This window comes from Dinoroseobacter sp. S76 (assembly GCF_049801095.1).
In the GTDB taxonomy this organism is placed as follows: domain Bacteria; phylum Pseudomonadota; class Alphaproteobacteria; order Rhodobacterales; family Rhodobacteraceae; genus Dinoroseobacter.
On sequence record NZ_JBNAGH010000001.1, the window covers coordinates 698,854 to 716,218 of the forward strand.

Below are 17,365 nucleotides of genomic sequence, written 5' to 3' on the forward strand. Positions count from 1 at the left end.
GATGATCCTGCGCAGTCTCCTCCTGCTCCTGCTGCTGGTCCTGCCCCTGCAGGCGGAAACCGTGGTCGCCGATCTCAGCCAAACCCGCGTCTCGATCACCGCGAATTTCGACGGGTCCGAGATCCTGATTTTCGGCGCCGTAAAGCGAGAGACCGAGATCCCGCCCGAGAACGATCTGGGCGTGATCATCGCGGTCGAAGGCCCGCCCGAGCCGGTCACGATCCGGCGCAAGTCCAAGGTTGCCGGGATCTGGGTGAACACCGCCTCTGCCGACATCGATGCCGCGCCGACCTTCTATGCGGTCGCCTCCTCGGCCCCGCTGGACAAGATCTTGAGCCAGACCGAAGACCTGCGCCACAAGATCACCACGCGCACGGCAATCCGCGCCATCGATAGCGGCGCCGCCGAAGAACTCGACCAATTCACCGATGCGCTGGTCCGGATCCGCGCGGGCGAGGACTTGTACCAAACCCGGGAATCCGCAGTACTGCTGCGCTCGCAAACGCTGTTTTCCACCGAATTTGCCCTGCCTGCGAACCTGACCGAGGGCACCTACCGCACGCGGATTTTCCTGACCCGGGACAAGCAGGTGATCGACGAGTTCGAGACTGCCATCGATGTGCGCAAGGTCGGGCTGGAGCGTTGGATCTACAACCTCGCCCATGAGCGTCCGTTGATTTACGGGCTGCTGTCCCTGGCGATTGCGATTGCCGCGGGTTGGGGCGCGTCAGCCGTCTTCCGCTATCTCAAAGGGTGAGCCCAGAGGGGTTCAACCCCTTCCGATATAAGGCATTTTCGTCGCCATCAGGGTCATGAACTGCACATTGGCCTCGAGCGGCAGCGTGGTCATGGACCAGACCGCATCCGCAACTGCATCGGTCTCGATCATCGGGGTCGGCGGCTCTCCCCGGGCCCGCGCCGCGGCATCAATCCCTTCCAGAAGATCGGTCCGGGCATTGCCGATATCAATCTGCCCGCAAGCGATCCCGAGGGGTCGTCCGTCCAGCGAGAGCTGCCGCGTCAACCCCGTGATCGCGTGCTTCGTCGCCGTGTAGCAGACCGCGCCCTCGCGCGGCACATGGGCCGAGATCGAGCCATTGTTGATGATGCGACCACCCGCCGGATCCTGCCGACGCATCCGGCCAAAGGCCGCCCGCGCGGCGAGAAACATGCCCGTCAGGTTCACCGCCAACGCCCTGTCCCAATCGGCGACGGGCACGTCATCGATCATCGCCGCAGGCACGAAAATTCCGGCATTGTTAAAAAGCACATCGAGCCTGCCGACCGCCGCGTCAAAAGCCACAAAGGCAGCTTCGACCGCCTCCGGATCCGAGACATCCGCCGTCAGGATATGGCCATTTGCCCGTCCTGCCCGAACCTCCTCAAGCGCATCTTCCCGCCGCGCGAGCAACCCCACCTGCCAGTCTTCGGCCAGGAATTTCTCGGCCACCGCGGCGCCGATACCGCCGCTCGCGCCTGTGATCAGAATCGACTTGCTCATCGGGGATCCTCCTCCGTGGGCTCAAGGGTCAGTTTGGCGGGCGCAGCTTTCAAATCCGTTACGGTGAGCGGTCCATCGGGCCGCGCCAACCGCGCACGGGTCACCCAGATCAGGCGCTCCTGCGCCCGGGTGATGGCCACATAGGCCAGACGTTTCCACAAAGGCTGCCCCGCTTCGACCCGCCCGGCCCAAGCCGCCGCCGAGAGGTCCGGCCCAAAGACCTGCACCGTATCCCATTGACTTCCCTGGGCTTTGTGGATCGTCACCGCAGCGCCATGGAGGAAGGTCGCCCCCATCCGCGCCGCATAGGGAATGAACGGCTCTTCCTCATCGGGTAGCTCGATCTTGACGATCGAGGCCGCCGACACCTCGGGGGCCTCCGCCCCTACCACATGCAATTTCGAGAAACCCGGCTTCCGCCCGGGCCCGAGATAGATCACCTGCGCGCCCTTGATCAGGCCCCGCGCCTCCAGATCGATCCGCTTTTTCCGGTGTTTCAGGGGCAGTTCCAGCCCATCGCAAATCAGCGGCTCCCCCTCGAGCAACGCATCCGCAGGCGCGCCATAGGCCGCGCGGAACGCATGGATCATACGGATCCGCGTCGCATTCCGCCAGACCAGCGCGGGTGAACGCGCCATCAACGCGGCCTCCACCCGGCCTTGCACGACCACGCGCTCATCCCGCGATGCGGCCTCTTCGACCATGCGCTCGAACCGGTTGAAATCCACCTCCGGATCCGCAAGCCCATGGGCCAGATCGAGGATCGGGTTGTCCTCCGCCTGCCGGTGGATCCGGCTCAACACCAGCTGTCGCGGCGCGGGTAGCGTGTCGAAGACCATCTTGCCTGACTGCCCCACCGGGGGCAGCTGAGCCGGGTCGCCAAACAGGCAAAGTGTCGGAAAGATCTCGCGCAGATCGTCGAACTGCCGCTCATCAAGCATCGAGGATTCGTCAACGAATCCAATGTCTAGCGGGTCCTCGCGACGTTTCCAGCCGGTGATGAAATCCGACCCCCGCAACCCCGCGGCAGCCAGCGCACCCGGGATCGAACTATGGGCCTCATAGAACGACTTGGCCCGGTCCAGCGCCTCATCTGTCAGCCCTTCGACCTCTGGTCTGTCGCCAGATCCGGCGAGCCAGTCGGCGATCCGCTCGTATTCCGGATCATAGACTGGCGTGTAGAGGATCCGGTGGATCGTCGTTGCCGGAACCCCGCGCATGCGCAGCACCGAAGCGGCCTTGTTCGTGGGCGCGAGGATCGCGAGCGTGCGGCGGTCCTTGCGGCGGCGGCCTTCCCAATCGCCCGACACCACCTCGACCCCGGCCTTCACCAGATCATCGGCGAGCCGTGCCAACAGCAGCGTCTTGCCCGACCCGGCCTTGCCCAAAACGGCGAGCACCGAAGAGGCGGCGCCCTCGCGCGGCGGCATCAGGGTTTCGTCGGCGAGATCGACCCCGGCGGCGGCAAGGGCATCGGAGACACGATCATAGGCATCGGCCTGATCGTCGGAAAAGATTACGGCGGGGGCGGTCATGGCGCGACACTAGCCAACGCCTCCCGCCCCCACCAGCGCGAAAGATCCGTCAGGCCGCCAAGCTCGGACCAAACGCGCGTTCGTACCAATGGCAGCTGATCTCGCGGCTGATGCCGACGCGGGCGGCGAGGCGCTCGCGGAGATCTGCTTCCATCGGCCAAAGACCAACGGCGACGGCGCTGCGACCTTCGCCTTCCTGACCGAGGATTTCCGGGATCCAGCCGAGACGGCGGTAGACCAGAGTCATCCGCGCATCGAACACACCCACCGAATGGGTCAGGCCCGAGGCCACGCCGAACTCAGCACCCGCCAGCATCAGGGCACCGGCCACCTTGCTGTCGGCGCGGGGCGACAGGCAGAACCGCGTGCATTCCCAGATCAGCGGGCTCTGGATCGCCACGCCATCGGTCAGATGCAGGAAGTGATCATTGATCATGGTCGGCCCGGTGGTTGGCAGGATCCGCATGGATCCGCCATGGGTGCCATCGGGCAGTTCATAGATGACATAGATCGGGTTCACGTCGTCGTATTCGTCCCGCTCAAAGCCATTCGCGTCCACGGTGACGTCCCATTTGAGGCGCACAGAGAACTGTTCAGCCCGATCCCGGAACATGGTGTCACGGAGACGGGGGTAAGCGTTAAGCTGGTCTGCGTAGATGAAACGGATCATGGGGGCGGCCCTCTTGTTGCGAAAACGAGAGGAAGCTACGCCCGGACCTGGTTAAGGAATTCCTAGCGGTCGCAGGCAAAAAAATCCTGCACATAGGGGTATTTAGACGACGATCAGTCCCCTGATCATCGCCCGCGCAACAGCGTGAGTGGTGTTGGCCGCGCCCAATTTGAACCGCGCGCTTTCGATGTAAACCCTTAGAGTATGCTCGGAAATTTTTAGCTTCTCCGCGACCTGGCCACGGCTCAATCCGTTGGCCAGATGCGTAAGGGCATCTGATTCCCTTGGCGACAAAGGTTTCGCGGGCGGATTTATGTCTTCTTCGAGTTCCAAGGCGCGCTGATTGATGAAATGCGCGGCAAGGATGAATGTCTGGAGGTACTCCTTCCGATATGATTCCCAGGCTGAGTCGCTGGCTTTGTTGTTAACCGAGAAGACCGCGAACTGTCCGTTCGGGCCCCGGATCGGCACAGAGAGGCCTTGGTTCCCCACCCCGGTCTGGAGCGCCTCGCCCATGAACTCCCGGGCCGCTTTGGGAGACCAGTCGAGCTGCTTCCAGTCTACGGGGTTGAACCTTTGGTAGGTGCCTTTGATCACCGGATCGACGCGGGCGTAATCTTGTTCGATGTACCGTTTCACCCAAGGGGCATCGTAGGTCATCGCGCCGTATTTGTTCCCGTTGGCGTCTAGACAGTGATAGGCAAAGTTTTCGACCTCTAGCTCTTCGCGCAGGGCAAAGAGCCGTGCCTGCACGTCATCAAGCGATCTTGCCGCCTGCAAATCCTCCAGAAACGATTCCAACCCGCGGGGCATGTCTCTCCAAAGCGTTGGGTTCGTCCTCGGTCGATTGAGCCAACTCCGTGGCCGCCACCAGCATGGTGTCGTCCAGTTGTTCAGCCAGAGAAGTCAGGCCGTTTTGAAGGGCAAAACTCCGGAGATCCGCGAGAACATCAACAATCCAGTCTTGTGCCATGAGTGTTTCTTTCCAAAGGTTAACGAAACATTAACACAACTATAGCACGAGGGCATTGCCCCCGGTATTCGCGAAAAAAACCTCCCCAGAAATAGTGAGGGGCGCGATTCTAAGTGCTTGTTTGCCTTAAAACGACTGGATTGGGTCAAAGAGAAAGGCCCGCAGCACTGGATGTGCCGCGAGCCTTTCATTGATTCGTTAAGAAGAGGTTAGGCCGACTTACTCGCCTCTAGCGTGTCTTCAAAGGTCCGCAGACCGGTCCGCGGCGCCTGTACCAGCACGCTCATATTGCCCGGCTTGTGCTCGTTGCGCAGCATCTTCATATGCGCCTCCGGCAGCTCCGCCCAGGGGAAGACCTCGGACATGCAGGGATCAAGACGGCGCTCCAGCATCAGCTTGTTGGCCGAGGCCGCCTGCTTGAGATGGGCAAAGTGCGAGCCCTGCAGACGCTTCTGGTGCATCCACATGTAGCGCACGTCGAAGGTACAGTTGAACCCGGTGGTGCCCGCGCAGATCACGACCATGCCGCCCTTCTTGCAGACCAGGGTCGAGACCGGGAAGGTGCTCTCGCCCGGGTGCTCGAAGACCATGTCCACATTCACACCCTTGCCGGTGATGTCCCAGATCGCCTTGCCGAACTTCCGCGCCTCGGTGAACCACTCCTTATACTCAGGCGTGTTCACGGTGGGCAGCTGCCCCCAGCAGTTGAAGTCCTTGCGGTTGATCGCGCCCTTGGCACCAAGGCCCATGACGAAGTCGCGCTTGTCCTCATCGGAGATCACGGCGATCGCATTCGCACCGGCCGTGTTAATCAGCTGGATCGCATAAGACCCCAGACCGCCCGATGCGCCCCAGACCAGCACGTTCTGGCCGGGCTTGAGGTCATGGGGCTCGTGCCCGAACAGCATCCGATACGCCGTGGCGAGCGTCAGCGTGTAGCACGCGCTCTCTTCCCAGGTGAGGTGCTTCGGACGCGCCATGAGCTGCTGGGACTGCACGCGAGTGAACTGCGAGAACGACCCGTCCGGTGTCTCATAGCCCCAGATCCGCTGGCTCGGGGAGTACATGGGGTCGCCGCCATTGCACTCTTCATCGTCGCCATCATCCTGGTTGCAATGCACAACAACCTCGTCGCCCACCTTCCAGCGGGTGACCTTGTCGCCCACAGCCCAGACGATGCCCGAGGCATCGGAACCTGCGATATGGTAGGGCTGCTTGTGGCCGTCAAAGGGGCTGATCGGCTGGCCAAGCGCGGCCCAGACACCGTTGTAGTTCACGCCCGCGGCCATCACGAGCACTAGCACCTCATTGCTGTCGAGGGTCGGGACGTCCACAACTTCCTGCAGCATCGCCTCGGTGGGCTCGCCATGACGCTCCCGGCGGATCGCCCAGGCATACATCTGCTTGGGCACATAACCGAGCGGGGGCATCTCGCCCAGTTCATACAGGTCCTTCTCCGGTGCGTCATAGGACACAAGGGATTGATCGACATCCAGCGCCATCTGGGCCTCCTCGTAATAAACGGTTTCCGCAGCGCAGAATCAAATTGCTGCAGTGCTCACGAGGGGAATATGGGGCGCGCCGCAACATTGCAAACGAAAAACGTCTGGTTTGTGAAATTTTATGTCGCAGCCGCGAATTTTTCTGTCTCCACAGGGGCGTTTGGCGGGGTTTGTGAACCTTTGGGCACTGTATGGGCATAGTATTCGAGGATCTGCACTGCAGCAGAAGGGACCGTCACGCGCCCCTCGGCCTCCTCCACCAGCCCCCGTCTGCGCAGCACCTTCAGCCCGTCTTCCGCCCGCAAATCCGGGGGTAGGCTGTCCTCGGTCAGGGGGCTGGCGGGTTGCACGGCACTGCGCTCGGCAAAGAGCCTATCCAGTGTCTCCCGCGCGATCCCGTCCGGATGCGCCAGCAGGATATCCGCCACCAAAGGCACCGGCAAAAGCGGCACCGCCGCGCCCACCCGCGCCATCAGCTCATGGCCCAGATCCTCCACCGTGCCGCCCGCGAGGTACGCCGCGCGCATGGAGAGCGGCGCCCCGAAACTCACCCCCGCATAGCCGAACCGTTGCCGCCCTCGCAGGATCGGCCAGACCTCGGGCAGCACCGCGCCCAGCACCCGCCCCCAGGCCAGCTTGAACCGGCCCTCGGGCCGCGCCGCCACCAGCGAGGCATCCTCGAACACCCGATCATAGTTCAGCCCCACGGGCAGAAAGACCACATCCGACCCCGTCTCCGGATCGAACCCGTCCCAGAGATAGCTGAGCAGCCCGAGCTTCGGCGGCCCCAGATGGCCCGACCGCGACAGCCCGCCCTCCGGGAAGATCGCCTGGGTCACCTTGGCTTCCCGCGCCATCTGCACATAGCGGGCCAGCACCCCGCGATAGAGCGGGTTGAGCTCGCGCCGCCGGATGAAATAGGCGCCCGAGGCCCGCACCAGCCAGTTCAGCGGCCAGATCCGCGCCCATTCCCCCACCGCGTAAGACAGGGTCGTGTTCTCGGCGACGAGCCAGGTGACCAAAACATAATCCATGTTGGAGCGGTGGTTCATGACAAACACCACGGTCGCATCCGGATCGATCCCCGCGACCGAGACATCTACCCGCTCGATCCGCACCCGGTACAGCGCCCGGGTCAGCCAGCGCCCCACCCGGATCGCAAAGCCGAAATAGGTGGCGGTCGAGAAGCCCGGCACGATCTCGCGCGCATAACGCCGGGCCTTTTCAAAGGCCACATCCTCGCGCACGCCCTCGGCCTTGGCATAGGCCACCACCGCCTCCATCACCTGCGGATCATAGAGCAGCCGGTTGATATTGTCCGTGCGCCGCATGAGCTTGAACGGCTCGATGGGCCGCGCGAGCTTGGTGTTGAGCCGCGCCACGGCCCTCTCGAACCGGCGGCGTATGAACCAGCGCACGGATGGGAAAAGGAAATGCGAAGCAAAGGTCACCGCCGCGAAGAGGATGACGAGCCCAAAGAGCCAGAGAGGAACCGCGATCGTCTCGGTCATGCGCCCAGCTTGGGCCAAGCCGCGCGACGGGTCCAGAAAAAGCCGCCCCAGGCGACGCGCGTCTCCGCCGTCCCCATTGCCGCAGCGGACCAGAGACCGGGGGACAGGGCGTGCGAAATCCTCTAAAACACGGGCCGGATGGGCGCTGCTTTCTGCGTGCGCTCTGTTGCGTTGCAGCGAATTGACACGGACATAAAGTTTCCGTAGAACCCAGCGAAACGCAAGATCATTGCCGTAAGCGATTCACGAGGATGCCGATGACCGAGACCAAGAAAGACCGCCCCTGGCTGTTCCGGACCTATGCAGGTCACTCCACGGCCGAGGCCTCGAATGCGCTCTATCGTGGCAACCTCGCCAAGGGGCAAACCGGTCTTTCCGTGGCCTTCGATCTGCCGACCCAGACCGGCTATGACAGCGACCATGTCCTGTCGCGCGGTGAGGTCGGCAAGGTCGGTGTGCCCGTGGCGCATCTCGGCGATATGCGCGCGCTCTTCAAGGACATCCCGCTCGATCAGATGAACACCTCCATGACGATCAACGCGACGGCGCCCTGGCTGCTGTCGCTCTATATCGCCGTGGCCGAGGAGCAGGGCGCGGATGTCTCGAAACTGCAGGGCACCGTGCAGAACGACATCATCAAGGAATATCTCAGCCGCGGCACCTATATCTGTCCGCCCAAGCCGAGCCTGCGGATGATCACCGATGTGGCCGCCTATACCCGCGAGCATCTGCCCAAATGGAACCCGATGAACGTGTGTTCCTATCACCTGCAGGAGGCCGGTGCGACGCCAGAGCAGGAGCTGGCCTTTGCGCTGGCCACCGCCACCGCTGTGCTCGATGATTTGAAGGACAAGGTCCCCGCCGAGCACTTCCCGGCCATGGTGGGCCGGATCTCCTTCTTCGTGAATGCGGGCATCCGCTTTGTCACCGAGATGTGCAAGATGCGCGCCTTTGTGGAGCTTTGGGACGAGATCTGCCGCGACCGCTACGGTGTCGAAGAGGCCAAGTTCCGCCGCTTCCGCTACGGGGTGCAGGTGAACTCCCTCGGCTTGACCGAGCAGCAGCCCGAGAACAACGTCTACCGCATCCTGATCGAGATGCTCGCCGTGACCCTGTCGAAAAACGCCCGCGCCCGCGCGGTGCAGCTCCCGGCCTGGAACGAGGCGCTCGGCCTGCCCCGCCCGTGGGACCAACAATGGTCCCTGCGCATGCAGCAGATCATGGCATTGGAAACCGACCTTCTGGAATATGACGACCTCTTCGACGGCAACCCGGCTGTGGACCGCAAGGTCGCCGAGCTGAAGGAAGGCGCCCGCGCCGAGCTCGCCACCATCGACGGGATGGGCGGGGCCGTGGCCGCGATCGAATACATGAAGTCCCGTCTGGTGGAGGCCAATTCCGATCGCCTCGGCCGGATCGAAGTGGGTGAGACCACCGTGGTCGGCGTGAACAAGTACCAGCAGGGCGAGCCCTCGCCGCTGGTGGATGCCGATGGCGGCATCATGGTCGTGGACCCGGCGGTTGAGGCGGATCAGATCGAACGCCTCGAGGCCTGGCGCGCCGCCCGCGACGAAGACGCCGCGCAAAAGGCCCTCGCCGCTCTGCGCGAGGCCGCCATGTCCGGCGTCAATGTGATGCCCGCCTCCATCGCCGCCGCCAAGGCTGGGGTGACCACCGGCGAATGGGGTCTCGAGATCCGCAAGAGCTTCGGCGAATACCGCGCCCCCACGGGCGTATCGTCCAACCCCTCGAACCGCACCGAAGGTCTGGACGAGATCCGCGACGCGGTCTCCACCGTCTCCACCAAGCTGGGCCGCAAGCTCAAGTTCCTCGTGGGCAAACCCGGCCTCGACGGCCACTCCAACGGCGCCGAGCAAATAGCCGCCCGCGCCCGCGACTGCGGCATGGACATCACCTATGAAGGCATCCGCCTGACGCCCGAGGAAATCGTCACCGCCGCCCGGGAACAAGACGTGCATGTGGTCGGCCTGTCGATCCTGTCGGGCTCCCACATCCCCCTGATCGAAGAGCTCATGGGCCGGATGCGCGACGAGGCCCTCACCCACATCCCCGTGGTCGTGGGCGGCATCATCCCCGATGACGACGCCGACCGCCTCCGCGCCATGGGCGTGGCCAAGGTCTATACGCCAAAGGATTTCGAGCTGAACCGCATCATGTTCGACATCGTCGGCCTCGTGGACGCACAACCCGTCGCGGCGGAGTGAAGACATTAGAGCCGAACTGCAGCGCGCCCTGAACGCCGGCTCCGGCCCGTTCGGGTGTGCAGAATCACGCGCGGAATGCAGGAGCGACGAAGCAGCGTCCGCAATGCGGACAAACCCGTGCTCTTTGGCGGAAAGCTGAATGGCCGGTTTCAATCAGAAACCGGCCATCATGTTTGAAGCAATCGCTCGGGTGACAACATCTACCCGAGAACACCTGTCTCCGCGTCAGCCAGAGTGTTGGTTGTCCGCGGAAACGTCAGATGGGGGGGCCTGTTCGGTCGCGCCGCCCGTTACATCCATCACACCGTTCGCAACGCCGGAGAGACCGTTTTCCAAGCTGATGCCCAGCTCTTTGCCCAACGCCTGCATCGCGGGCATCTGCAAAGCCATGCCAAGAACAGAGTCGAGCGCCTGGTTAACTGGCGTGCCATCGTTCGACCGCGCTTCACCGCCAGCGGCACCGCCCATACCGGTCACCTGATGGATCTTGATCGAGTCGATCTTCTCCGCAGGTTTCACCATCTGGGCGATGATCGCAGGCATTGCCTCTAGTTGAGCCAAACGCACCTTCATCGCGATAATCTCGGCACTCAGCTCATTCTCGGAATTTGCAATCGCCATCTGACCTTCGGCTGTCGCCAGCAAGTCTGTTTTCTTCGCTTCGGCCCGAAATGTGATCGCGTTCGCGTCGGCCTGCGCCTCTTCAAGCTTGGCGGCAGCACGATCACTGGCTGCTTCCTTTTCGGCCTGAGCAGCGAGGCGTATCGCGGTTGCTTGACGCTCGGCTTCCTTTTGAGCCTCAATCAGGGCGATCTGCTTCACACGTTCAGCCTCCGCAACTGCGCGGGCAGTCTCGATCGCCTCGGTGGCTTTCGTGGCTTCAGCGCGGGCGCTGTCAGCAGAAGCACGCGCCTGGCTCTCTTCCTCGGACTTTCGAGCAACGATGATTTGCCGCTCCTGGTCGGCAACTTCCAACTCACGTTCCTTGGCAATTTCGGCCTCGCGGATGGTGCGCTCGCGCTCGATCTCGGCAGCACGCACGGCCTTCTCACGCTCGATCCGGGCCTCATCCTTTGCGCGATCAGAAGCTTCCTGATTGCGGGCGATCTGCGCTTCCTGCTCAGCCTGCAAGGTCTGAATTTCTTCGATCTGCTTGATCTCAGCCTGCTTTTGTTCGCGTTCAATCTGATACTTGCGCTTCTCAGCCTCCATCTCGGATTGTGCCACAGACACATCTGCCTCGGCAGTGATTTCCGCTCTCTGTTTGCGCGAGGTCGCGATCACAGCGGCCAGCTTCTGCATACCGACCGCATTAAACGCGTTGTTCTCATCAAGCGATTCAAACGGTGTCTGGTCAAGCGCGGTTAGCGAAACGGCCTCCAGTTCCAGACCGTTCTTGAGCAGATCTTCTGAGATCGCATTCTGCACCTCCTGAACGAAGCTCGCGCGGTTCTCGTGCAGCTCGTCCATCGACATCTGGGCGGCCACCGCGCGCAGACCATCTACCAGCTTGCCTTCGATCATCTCGCGGAGTTGTTCGACATGGAAAGTCCGGTCGCCCAGCGTTTGAGCCGCCCGGGAAATACCATCCTCAGTGGCGTTCACCGATACATAGAACTCCACCCCAACATCCACGCGCATTCGATCCTTCGTGATCAATGATTGATCGTTCACCCTGGCAACTTCCAAACGCAGCGTCTTCATGTTGACCTTTGAAATCTCGTGCAGGAACGGCACAACAACAGTGCCACCATCCATGATTACCTTGCGGCCACCAGACCCTGTCTTCACGAGAGACGTCTCTCGCGTTGCACGTTTGTAGAGGCGGGCCATGATGAGACCAATAAAGATCAACAGGCCGATGATGATTGCTGCGATTGTCAGGATTGGGGTGAATTGCATATACGTCTCCATTTTAGTTTCCTCTTCTGAAAGTGGCGGATCAAATCACGTAAAACTTGTCGCCTCGTTTGCGGATCAGCGTCACATCGCTCCCTTGCTCAAAAACCTCATCATCGTGAAGCGGCTCAACGCGCATGTAGTGGATGTTGCCATGGCGGTCCTTGATCTTGACTTCGGCCGGCCGACCGCGCGACGCGGTGCCCTGAGTGACTTTTCCGCGGCAACCACCCAAATGCCGTGTGCGCAAGGCGCTGGATTCCGTTTTGGGCATGATCAATGCGACCCAGTTTGCGATCACTCTGGTGACGGCAAGTGCAGGAACAAAGGCGACGATACATGCTGGAACAATCGGGAGCGGCGCACCGAAAACACCGACGGCAACAGATTGAATGATCAGGCCGCCTAACCCGAACATCGTCAAGAAAGACACAAGCCAGATCAGGAAAGGGACGTCACGCGCACCCATCCATGTAAAGATACCCGAAGACCCTGCATTACCAGTCTCGGCCTCGGGAATTGCATCATCAATGCCAAAGTCAATTCCCTCAGACGTCTCAACCGAAAAATCAAAATCCGCATCAAGATCAAGGTCGACATCAGGGGCATCACTACCGATTCCCAGAATTGAGCCACCAAAAACCGCCGTCAGGATCTCAAGCACGAAAAGACCTGCGACAACGGCAAGCGAGACAGCAAAGACGATCGCCTCGGGCATCAATAGAATTTCAAACATAGCTCTCCTTTCAATCTATACATAATATCTCATCCCGTAATTGTTAGTCATTTATATGCAAAATTCTTGATTTTTGTCACAATAGATACATTTTATGTACCACTCGCCCATCTCCATGACGAGGACGCGGATGCCTGATTTCCTGAAGAGACGCCGTCTAGCCCGGATGATTGACGCGTCCGCCAAGCAGATGGGGAATGTTGAACGCCCGGAGAAAGGATGGATTGCCTCCGTCCGCTATGCGTTGGGCATGTCCGCAGAACAGGTCGCCAAGCGCAAAGGCGTCTCCCGAAATGCGGTTTATCAGGCAGAGCGCAGCGAGTTGGACGGCGGGGTCTCGATCAATCAAATGCAAAGACTGGCGGCAGCAATGGGCGGGCGCTTTGTGTACGCCATTGTGCCGGACGAAAGGATTGAGGACCTTCTGTATCGTCAGGCACTCAAAAAAGCGAAGCACTTCATTCAGGAAGAGCCGGACAGCGCAAAATGGTCCAACGACGATCGCCAAGATTGGATCGAAGACAAAGCCGCGGAGCTTTTGCACGATTTCCCAACCGATTTCTGGGATGATCCCTAGCAAAGATCATAGGCATGGAACTCGGCAATCGCGCTGATAGGCTCCAACTCAGGAAAATACTTACAGACGTTTCCGCATGTGGCGCTGGGTATGTCTTTCACGTCCCCAAACGCCTGCACGCCGGGTTGTTTATAACCTTCGTCTACAAAACAGCATCTGGCGCGATAGGCTCCAAGCTGCCTTCTGAGTGTATTCTCTCACGAATGCTGCCTACCGGCACTCTGTTCCGGTTCTTACCAAGACCGGTGACGCGTAGACTTTCCCAAAACGAAATGGCGCTGTAGTGAGGGCCTCAAGCTCAGTGCCCGTTTCACTCTAAGATCTCGATCAGCTCCTCATAGGCATAGCTCTGCTGGACCACGATTTCGGTCTCCGGCTCGAAATCCCCATCCATGGGCAGGCAGCCGACGCCACAGATCTGACTGGCGATCATCTCCGAGCTGTCCACGTACCACATGCGGCCGCCCGGCGTTGCGATGTAGCCGTCCACGCCGTCCGCCTCATCGGCCTCCATGTCATCGCCGCTGGGGATCTCGGACCAGGCATCGGGGTCATAGCCCCCATGGGTGTGATAGGACGCGACCGGATCGAAATCCTCGGGCCAGTCCGGAGCGCAACTGTCCGAGCGGCCGCGCTGCGCCTTGGTCGCCACCAGATCCCCGTCATCGGTGTAGCCCACATATCCGCAATACTCGCGGTTCTTGCGGATCGACTTGACCTGCAGCTCCGCAAACAGCGCCCGCATGAAGGCGATCTCATCGCGCTCGGCCTGCGCCCCCGCCATGGGTGCGGCCAGCACCGCCGTCAGCCCCACGGCACAGAACAAATTTCTCGGCATGGACCAGACACTCCTTATACTCACGCCATGAACATTGGGGCAGCCTAGCCCCCAACGCGCGCCGCGCAAAGGATCTCCCATGCGTTTTGCTTTCCTCCCCCTTGCCCTCGCCCTGCTGGCCCCCGGCCCCGCCCTGGCCCAGGATCTGCCCGCCGCGCTCCAGGCCGAGATCGACACAGCCCGGGCCGATTGCGCCGCCTTCGAGAACGGCACGCTCGAGGTACCCTGGGGCGCTACGAGCCGCACCGACCTGACCGGAGATGGGGCCATGGATCTGGTGCTCGATCTGGGCCAGCTGCGCTGTTCCTCGGCGGCGAGCCTCTATTGCGGGACCGGCGGTTGCTCGGTTCTGTTTGCCGTGGGCGATACGGTCACACGCCGCCTCTCCAAAGGCTGGAGCGTCGAGAGGATGGGGCCGCTCACCGTGGTGCTGAACCAGCGGCACGGCAATGATTGCGGCGGCACGAACCTGCGCCCCTGCGTTGAGGCGATGGTCTGGTCGCCCGAGGAAAACCGGTTTTCCAGCCTCGCGGAATGACCGCGCAGGTTAACCGGATCTGACCCCAGCGCGCGCCCGTGCCCGACACTTGCCCGACACATGTCCGACAACCCGCCGACAGGGCGCCGACCCCGTCGGACAGCGCTTTTCGCGGCCTCCGCACCCGCTATACTCTGTCCCAAACAGGGAGCTTTCCATGACCGTTCATATCGGAGCCAAACCCGGCGATATCGCTGAAACCGTCCTCATGCCCGGCGATCCGCTGCGCGCGAAATGGGCCGCCGAGACCTATCTCGACGATCCGGTCTGCGTGAACGAGGTGCGCGGCATGCTGGGCTTCACCGGCACCTGGCGCGGCAACCGTGTCACGATCCACGGCTCGGGCATGGGCATGCCCAGCCTGTCGATCTACGCCAATGAGTTGATCAAGGATTACGGCGCGCAGACCCTGATCCGCATCGGCTCCACGGGCGCGATGCAGGACCATGTGACCCTGCGGGACGTCATCCTCGCCATGACCTGCTCGTCGATCTCGACCCCCTCCAGCGGCATCTTCCGCGAGCTCAACTATGCGCCCTGCGCCGATTGGAGCCTGCTCCGCGCCGCCGAGGCCGCTGCCAGCGCCAAGGGCACGACGGTCCATGTGGGCGGGATCTATTCCTCGGATGTATTCTATGACGAGCGGCCGGATCTCAACAAGGAGATGACCCGTCATGGCATCCTCGCCGTGGAGATGGAGGCCGCCGAACTCTACACCCTCGCCGCCCGCTATGGCCGCCGCGCGCTGGCCGTTCTGACCGTGTCGGACCACCTGAACACGGGCGAGGCCCTGCCCTCCGCCGAGCGGCAATCGAGCTTCGGCGACATGGTCGAGATCGCGCTTCATGCCGCGTTTGACGGGGCCTGATCCGGGGCAAACATCTGTATTTGAAAGAAAACAGCTCTGCGGAGACCGCAGAGCTGCACGCTGATTTGCACCAGGCGAGAGCCCGGAGCCGGGAGAGGCTCAGCCTGCCTTGGACTTGCGCCGCCGCAGCTTGAACGCGCCGAGCGTGCCCAGCGCTGACAAAGTCAGTAGCGCGGGCGCCGGGAGCGGGATCGGTGGGATCGGCTGAATCCCGGTCGCCGTGAAGGCCGCGGCATCATCATTGCCGACCACCCCCTCGAAGATCCCGATCAGCTGTTGACCATCGGAGAAATTGATCGCCGCGGTCGCGCCGATCATCTGGTTCCCGAAGACCGTCGGAAGGGCGAGCGGATCTGCCGGATCCACATCGAGCAGGAAGCTGAAGGTCTCGGTCGGGTCGAAATCGTTGAACAGGATGTCGAGCGTGGTGCCGCCATCCACAACCGTGTTGCCAGTGAGCCCGGTGGTCACATCCGTGCCCCCGGTCGCAGCGAAGGCAGTGCCATTCGAGCCATTGCCCGGCGCCCCCAGATTGACCGGATCGAAGACCAGCCCGGTCCCGGCCAGATCGATGTTGAACGCGGTGATCATCTCCCCCGCATCGGAGGTGTTGGTGAACGAAAAGGGTTGGCTGAACGTGTCGCCATCAATCACGAAACTGAGCGAGGGCACGGCCAGGGCCGGGAGGGGCGCCATCAGGAAAGCGGCAAGTGCAATTGGCGTCAATTTGGGAAACATTTTGAACCTCAAAGCTTCGGCGCATAAATAATCGCGCCCATAAACAACAAGCCCCGCGGTACTGAAAACGCCCCCGAAGCTTCAATATCTTAGCATATTGCGCGTCTTTTACCCAGCAATCTTCTCAAATTGCGAAGATCTCACTGATTTCGAAGACAAATCCGGGGCATCTTCTGGTCTCCGGTCACCGCGACGGCTCCGCAAGCCGCGCAGCGCCAGTCCTTATCACCCCGCCTGCGCCAGCGGCACATGCGGGTTCGGCGGGTGCGCAGCAGGTACATCAAGAGGACCACGATCAGGATCGCAATTGGAAACAATGCCATGGGGTTGGCCTCTCCGGCTTGAGGGTCCCGTCAGGACCGGCGCACTGCCTACTCGCGCGATCCCAGAACGCAAACAGGCAGGTCCGGTGGACCTGCCTGTGCGAAACGCGTGGGTCTGGCCGTACTCAGACCTGGCGCTCGACCATCATCTTCTTGATCGCGCCGATCGCCTTCGCCGGGTTCAACCCTTTGGGGCAAGTCTTGGCGCAGTTCATGATCGTGTGGCAGCGATAGAGCTTGAACGGATCCTCGAGGTCATCCAGGCGCTCGCCCGTTGCCTCGTCCCGGCTGTCGATGATCCAGCGATAGGCATGGAGCAATGCGGCCGGCCCGAGATAGCGATCGCCGTTCCACCAATAGCTCGGGCAGGAGGTGGAGCAGGAGGCGCACATCACACATTCATAAAGGCCGTCGAGTTTCTTGCGGTCCTCGATTGACTGACGCCACTCGGTGGCCGGGCGGTTCGTCTTGGTCTCCAACCAGGGCATGATCGAGGCGTGCTGGGCATAGAAATGGGTCAGATCCGGGATCAGGTCTTTGACCACGGGCATATGCGGCAGGGGATAGATCTTCACGTCGCCCTTGATCTCATCCATGCCATAGATGCAGGCCAGCGTGTTGCCGCCATCGATGTTCATGGCGCAGGATCCGCAAATCCCCTCGCGGCAGGAGCGGCGGAAGGTCAGAGTGGGATCAATCTCGTTCTTGATCTTGATCAGCGCATCCAGAACCATCGGACCGCAGGTGTCCATATCCACCCAATAGGTGTCCACGCGCGGGTTCTCGCCGCTGTCGGGATCATACCGGTAGATCTGGAACTTGCGCAGGTTCGTCGCCCCATCGGGCTTGGGCCAGGTCTTGCCCACGCGGATCGTCGAATTCTTCGGCAGGGTCAGTTGCACCATGGTCGGTCCCCTTTGTTCTCAGGCGT

Annotated in this window: 17 protein-coding genes and 1 pseudogene; 5 read left to right on the forward strand and 13 right to left on the reverse strand. The window is 61.7% G+C overall.

Annotation, left to right across the window (positions count from 1 at the left end; all coding sequences use genetic code 11):
* The first annotated feature begins 1 nt into the window (after position 1).
* Positions 2-757 (forward strand): TIGR02186 family protein, encoded by a 756-nt coding sequence (locus ACP153_RS03430; RefSeq protein WP_424969568.1) that lies wholly within the window; start codon positions 2-4, stop codon positions 755-757.
* A gap of 12 nt (positions 758-769) precedes the next feature.
* On the opposite strand, the gene ACP153_RS03435 is transcribed toward ACP153_RS03430, so the two are convergent.
* The 7 genes from ACP153_RS03435 to ACP153_RS03465 form a co-directional block, all read right to left on the reverse strand.
* Entirely contained in the window at positions 770-1,501 is a 732-nt protein-coding gene (locus ACP153_RS03435; RefSeq protein ID WP_424969569.1) for an SDR family oxidoreductase, read from the reverse strand.
* A complete protein-coding gene (locus ACP153_RS03440; RefSeq protein WP_424969570.1) occupies positions 1,498-3,036 on the reverse strand; it encodes an AAA family ATPase in 1,539 nt (512 codons plus the stop codon). Before ACP153_RS03440 ends, ACP153_RS03435 begins: the two co-directional genes overlap by 4 nt.
* A gap of 49 nt (positions 3,037-3,085) precedes the next feature.
* On the reverse strand, positions 3,086-3,706 hold the full coding sequence (locus ACP153_RS03445; protein ID WP_424969571.1) for an acyl-homoserine-lactone synthase: 621 nt from the start codon (positions 3,704-3,706) through the stop codon (positions 3,086-3,088).
* A 102-nt stretch (positions 3,707-3,808) separates the two neighbouring features.
* Positions 3,809-4,507, reverse strand: coding sequence for a helix-turn-helix transcriptional regulator (locus tag ACP153_RS03450; protein WP_424969572.1), 699 nt, complete (start codon positions 4,505-4,507; stop codon positions 3,809-3,811).
* Complete coding sequence (locus tag ACP153_RS03455; RefSeq protein ID WP_424965096.1) at positions 4,464-4,679, reverse strand: hypothetical protein; 216 nt, start codon at positions 4,677-4,679, stop codon at positions 4,464-4,466. The genes ACP153_RS03450 and ACP153_RS03455 overlap by 44 nt, the downstream gene beginning before the upstream one ends.
* 209 nt (positions 4,680-4,888) lie before the next feature.
* Positions 4,889-6,181 carry a crotonyl-CoA carboxylase/reductase gene (ccrA, locus tag ACP153_RS03460; protein WP_424969573.1) on the reverse strand — a complete coding sequence of 431 codons (1,293 nt, stop codon included), beginning with the start codon at positions 6,179-6,181 and terminating at the stop codon, positions 4,889-4,891.
* A gap of 119 nt (positions 6,182-6,300) precedes the next feature.
* Positions 6,301-7,692 carry a 1-acyl-sn-glycerol-3-phosphate acyltransferase gene (locus ACP153_RS03465; protein ID WP_424969574.1) on the reverse strand — a complete coding sequence of 464 codons (1,392 nt, stop codon included), beginning with the start codon at positions 7,690-7,692 and terminating at the stop codon, positions 6,301-6,303.
* Between the two features lie 248 nt (positions 7,693-7,940).
* On the opposite strand from ACP153_RS03465, the pseudogene ACP153_RS03470 reads away from it, so the two are divergent.
* Positions 7,941-9,917, forward strand: a pseudogene (locus ACP153_RS03470) (protein meaA); the annotation flags it as partial.
* A 225-nt stretch (positions 9,918-10,142) separates the two neighbouring features.
* Here the strand turns inward: ACP153_RS03470 and ACP153_RS03475 are convergent.
* Together ACP153_RS03475 and ACP153_RS03480 are read right to left on the reverse strand one after the other, a co-directional pair.
* A complete protein-coding gene (locus ACP153_RS03475) occupies positions 10,143-11,819 on the reverse strand; it encodes a flotillin family protein (RefSeq protein WP_424969575.1) in 1,677 nt (558 codons plus the stop codon).
* A gap of 40 nt (positions 11,820-11,859) precedes the next feature.
* Entirely contained in the window at positions 11,860-12,552 is a 693-nt protein-coding gene (locus ACP153_RS03480; protein ID WP_424969576.1) for a YqiJ family protein, read from the reverse strand.
* 130 nt (positions 12,553-12,682) lie between these two features.
* On the opposite strand from ACP153_RS03480, the gene ACP153_RS03485 reads away from it, so the two are divergent.
* Positions 12,683-13,129 (forward strand): helix-turn-helix domain-containing protein, encoded by a 447-nt coding sequence (locus ACP153_RS03485; RefSeq protein ID WP_424969577.1) that lies wholly within the window; start codon positions 12,683-12,685, stop codon positions 13,127-13,129.
* 310 nt (positions 13,130-13,439) lie between these two features.
* On the opposite strand, the gene ACP153_RS03490 is transcribed toward ACP153_RS03485, so the two are convergent.
* Entirely contained in the window at positions 13,440-13,967 is a 528-nt protein-coding gene (locus ACP153_RS03490) for a DUF4329 domain-containing protein (protein WP_424969578.1), read from the reverse strand.
* A gap of 79 nt (positions 13,968-14,046) precedes the next feature.
* Between ACP153_RS03490 and ACP153_RS03495 the strand changes: the two genes are divergently transcribed.
* Positions 14,047-14,505, forward strand: coding sequence for a hypothetical protein (locus ACP153_RS03495; RefSeq protein WP_424969579.1), 459 nt, complete (start codon positions 14,047-14,049; stop codon positions 14,503-14,505).
* A gap of 157 nt (positions 14,506-14,662) precedes the next feature.
* The gene (gene deoD / locus ACP153_RS03500) at positions 14,663-15,373 is read left to right on the forward strand and encodes a purine-nucleoside phosphorylase (RefSeq protein ID WP_424969580.1); all 711 of its coding nucleotides are present in this window, start codon (positions 14,663-14,665) and stop codon (positions 15,371-15,373) included.
* A 99-nt stretch (positions 15,374-15,472) separates the two neighbouring features.
* Here deoD and ACP153_RS03505 read toward each other — a convergent pair whose 3' ends face one another.
* From ACP153_RS03505 to ACP153_RS03515, 3 genes are all read right to left on the reverse strand, one after another.
* Positions 15,473-16,069, reverse strand: coding sequence for a hypothetical protein (locus tag ACP153_RS03505; RefSeq protein WP_424969581.1), 597 nt, complete (start codon positions 16,067-16,069; stop codon positions 15,473-15,475).
* Positions 16,070-16,251: 182 nt separating this feature from the next.
* On the reverse strand, positions 16,252-16,434 hold the full coding sequence (locus ACP153_RS03510; RefSeq protein ID WP_424969582.1) for a hypothetical protein: 183 nt from the start codon (positions 16,432-16,434) through the stop codon (positions 16,252-16,254).
* 125 nt (positions 16,435-16,559) lie between these two features.
* On the reverse strand, positions 16,560-17,339 hold the full coding sequence (locus ACP153_RS03515) for a succinate dehydrogenase iron-sulfur subunit (RefSeq protein WP_424965105.1): 780 nt from the start codon (positions 17,337-17,339) through the stop codon (positions 16,560-16,562).
* Positions 17,340-17,365: the final 26 nt, after the last annotated feature.

Coding starts and splice junctions, on each gene's coding strand:
- ACP153_RS03430 (WP_424969568.1), top strand. CDS start 2: ATGATCCTGCGCAGTCTCCTCCTGCTCCTGCTGCTGGTCCTGCCCCTG.
- ACP153_RS03435 (WP_424969569.1), bottom strand. CDS start 1,501: ATGAGCAAGTCGATTCTGATCACAGGCGCGAGCGGCGGTATCGGCGCC.
- ACP153_RS03440 (WP_424969570.1), bottom strand. CDS start 3,036: ATGACCGCCCCCGCCGTAATCTTTTCCGACGATCAGGCCGATGCCTAT.
- ACP153_RS03445 (WP_424969571.1), bottom strand. CDS start 3,706: ATGATCCGTTTCATCTACGCAGACCAGCTTAACGCTTACCCCCGTCTC.
- ACP153_RS03455 (WP_424965096.1), bottom strand. CDS start 4,679: ATGGCACAAGACTGGATTGTTGATGTTCTCGCGGATCTCCGGAGTTTT.
- ccrA (WP_424969573.1), bottom strand. CDS start 6,181: ATGGCGCTGGATGTCGATCAATCCCTTGTGTCCTATGACGCACCGGAG.
- ACP153_RS03465 (WP_424969574.1), bottom strand. CDS start 7,692: ATGACCGAGACGATCGCGGTTCCTCTCTGGCTCTTTGGGCTCGTCATC.
- ACP153_RS03475 (WP_424969575.1), bottom strand. CDS start 11,819: ATGCAATTCACCCCAATCCTGACAATCGCAGCAATCATCATCGGCCTG.
- ACP153_RS03480 (WP_424969576.1), bottom strand. CDS start 12,552: ATGTTTGAAATTCTATTGATGCCCGAGGCGATCGTCTTTGCTGTCTCG.
- ACP153_RS03485 (WP_424969577.1), top strand. CDS start 12,683: ATGCCTGATTTCCTGAAGAGACGCCGTCTAGCCCGGATGATTGACGCG.
- ACP153_RS03490 (WP_424969578.1), bottom strand. CDS start 13,967: ATGCCGAGAAATTTGTTCTGTGCCGTGGGGCTGACGGCGGTGCTGGCC.
- ACP153_RS03495 (WP_424969579.1), top strand. CDS start 14,047: ATGCGTTTTGCTTTCCTCCCCCTTGCCCTCGCCCTGCTGGCCCCCGGC.
- deoD (WP_424969580.1), top strand. CDS start 14,663: ATGACCGTTCATATCGGAGCCAAACCCGGCGATATCGCTGAAACCGTC.
- ACP153_RS03505 (WP_424969581.1), bottom strand. CDS start 16,069: ATGGCGCCCCTCCCGGCCCTGGCCGTGCCCTCGCTCAGTTTCGTGATT.
- ACP153_RS03510 (WP_424969582.1), bottom strand. CDS start 16,434: ATGGCATTGTTTCCAATTGCGATCCTGATCGTGGTCCTCTTGATGTAC.
- ACP153_RS03515 (WP_424965105.1), bottom strand. CDS start 17,339: ATGGTGCAACTGACCCTGCCGAAGAATTCGACGATCCGCGTGGGCAAG.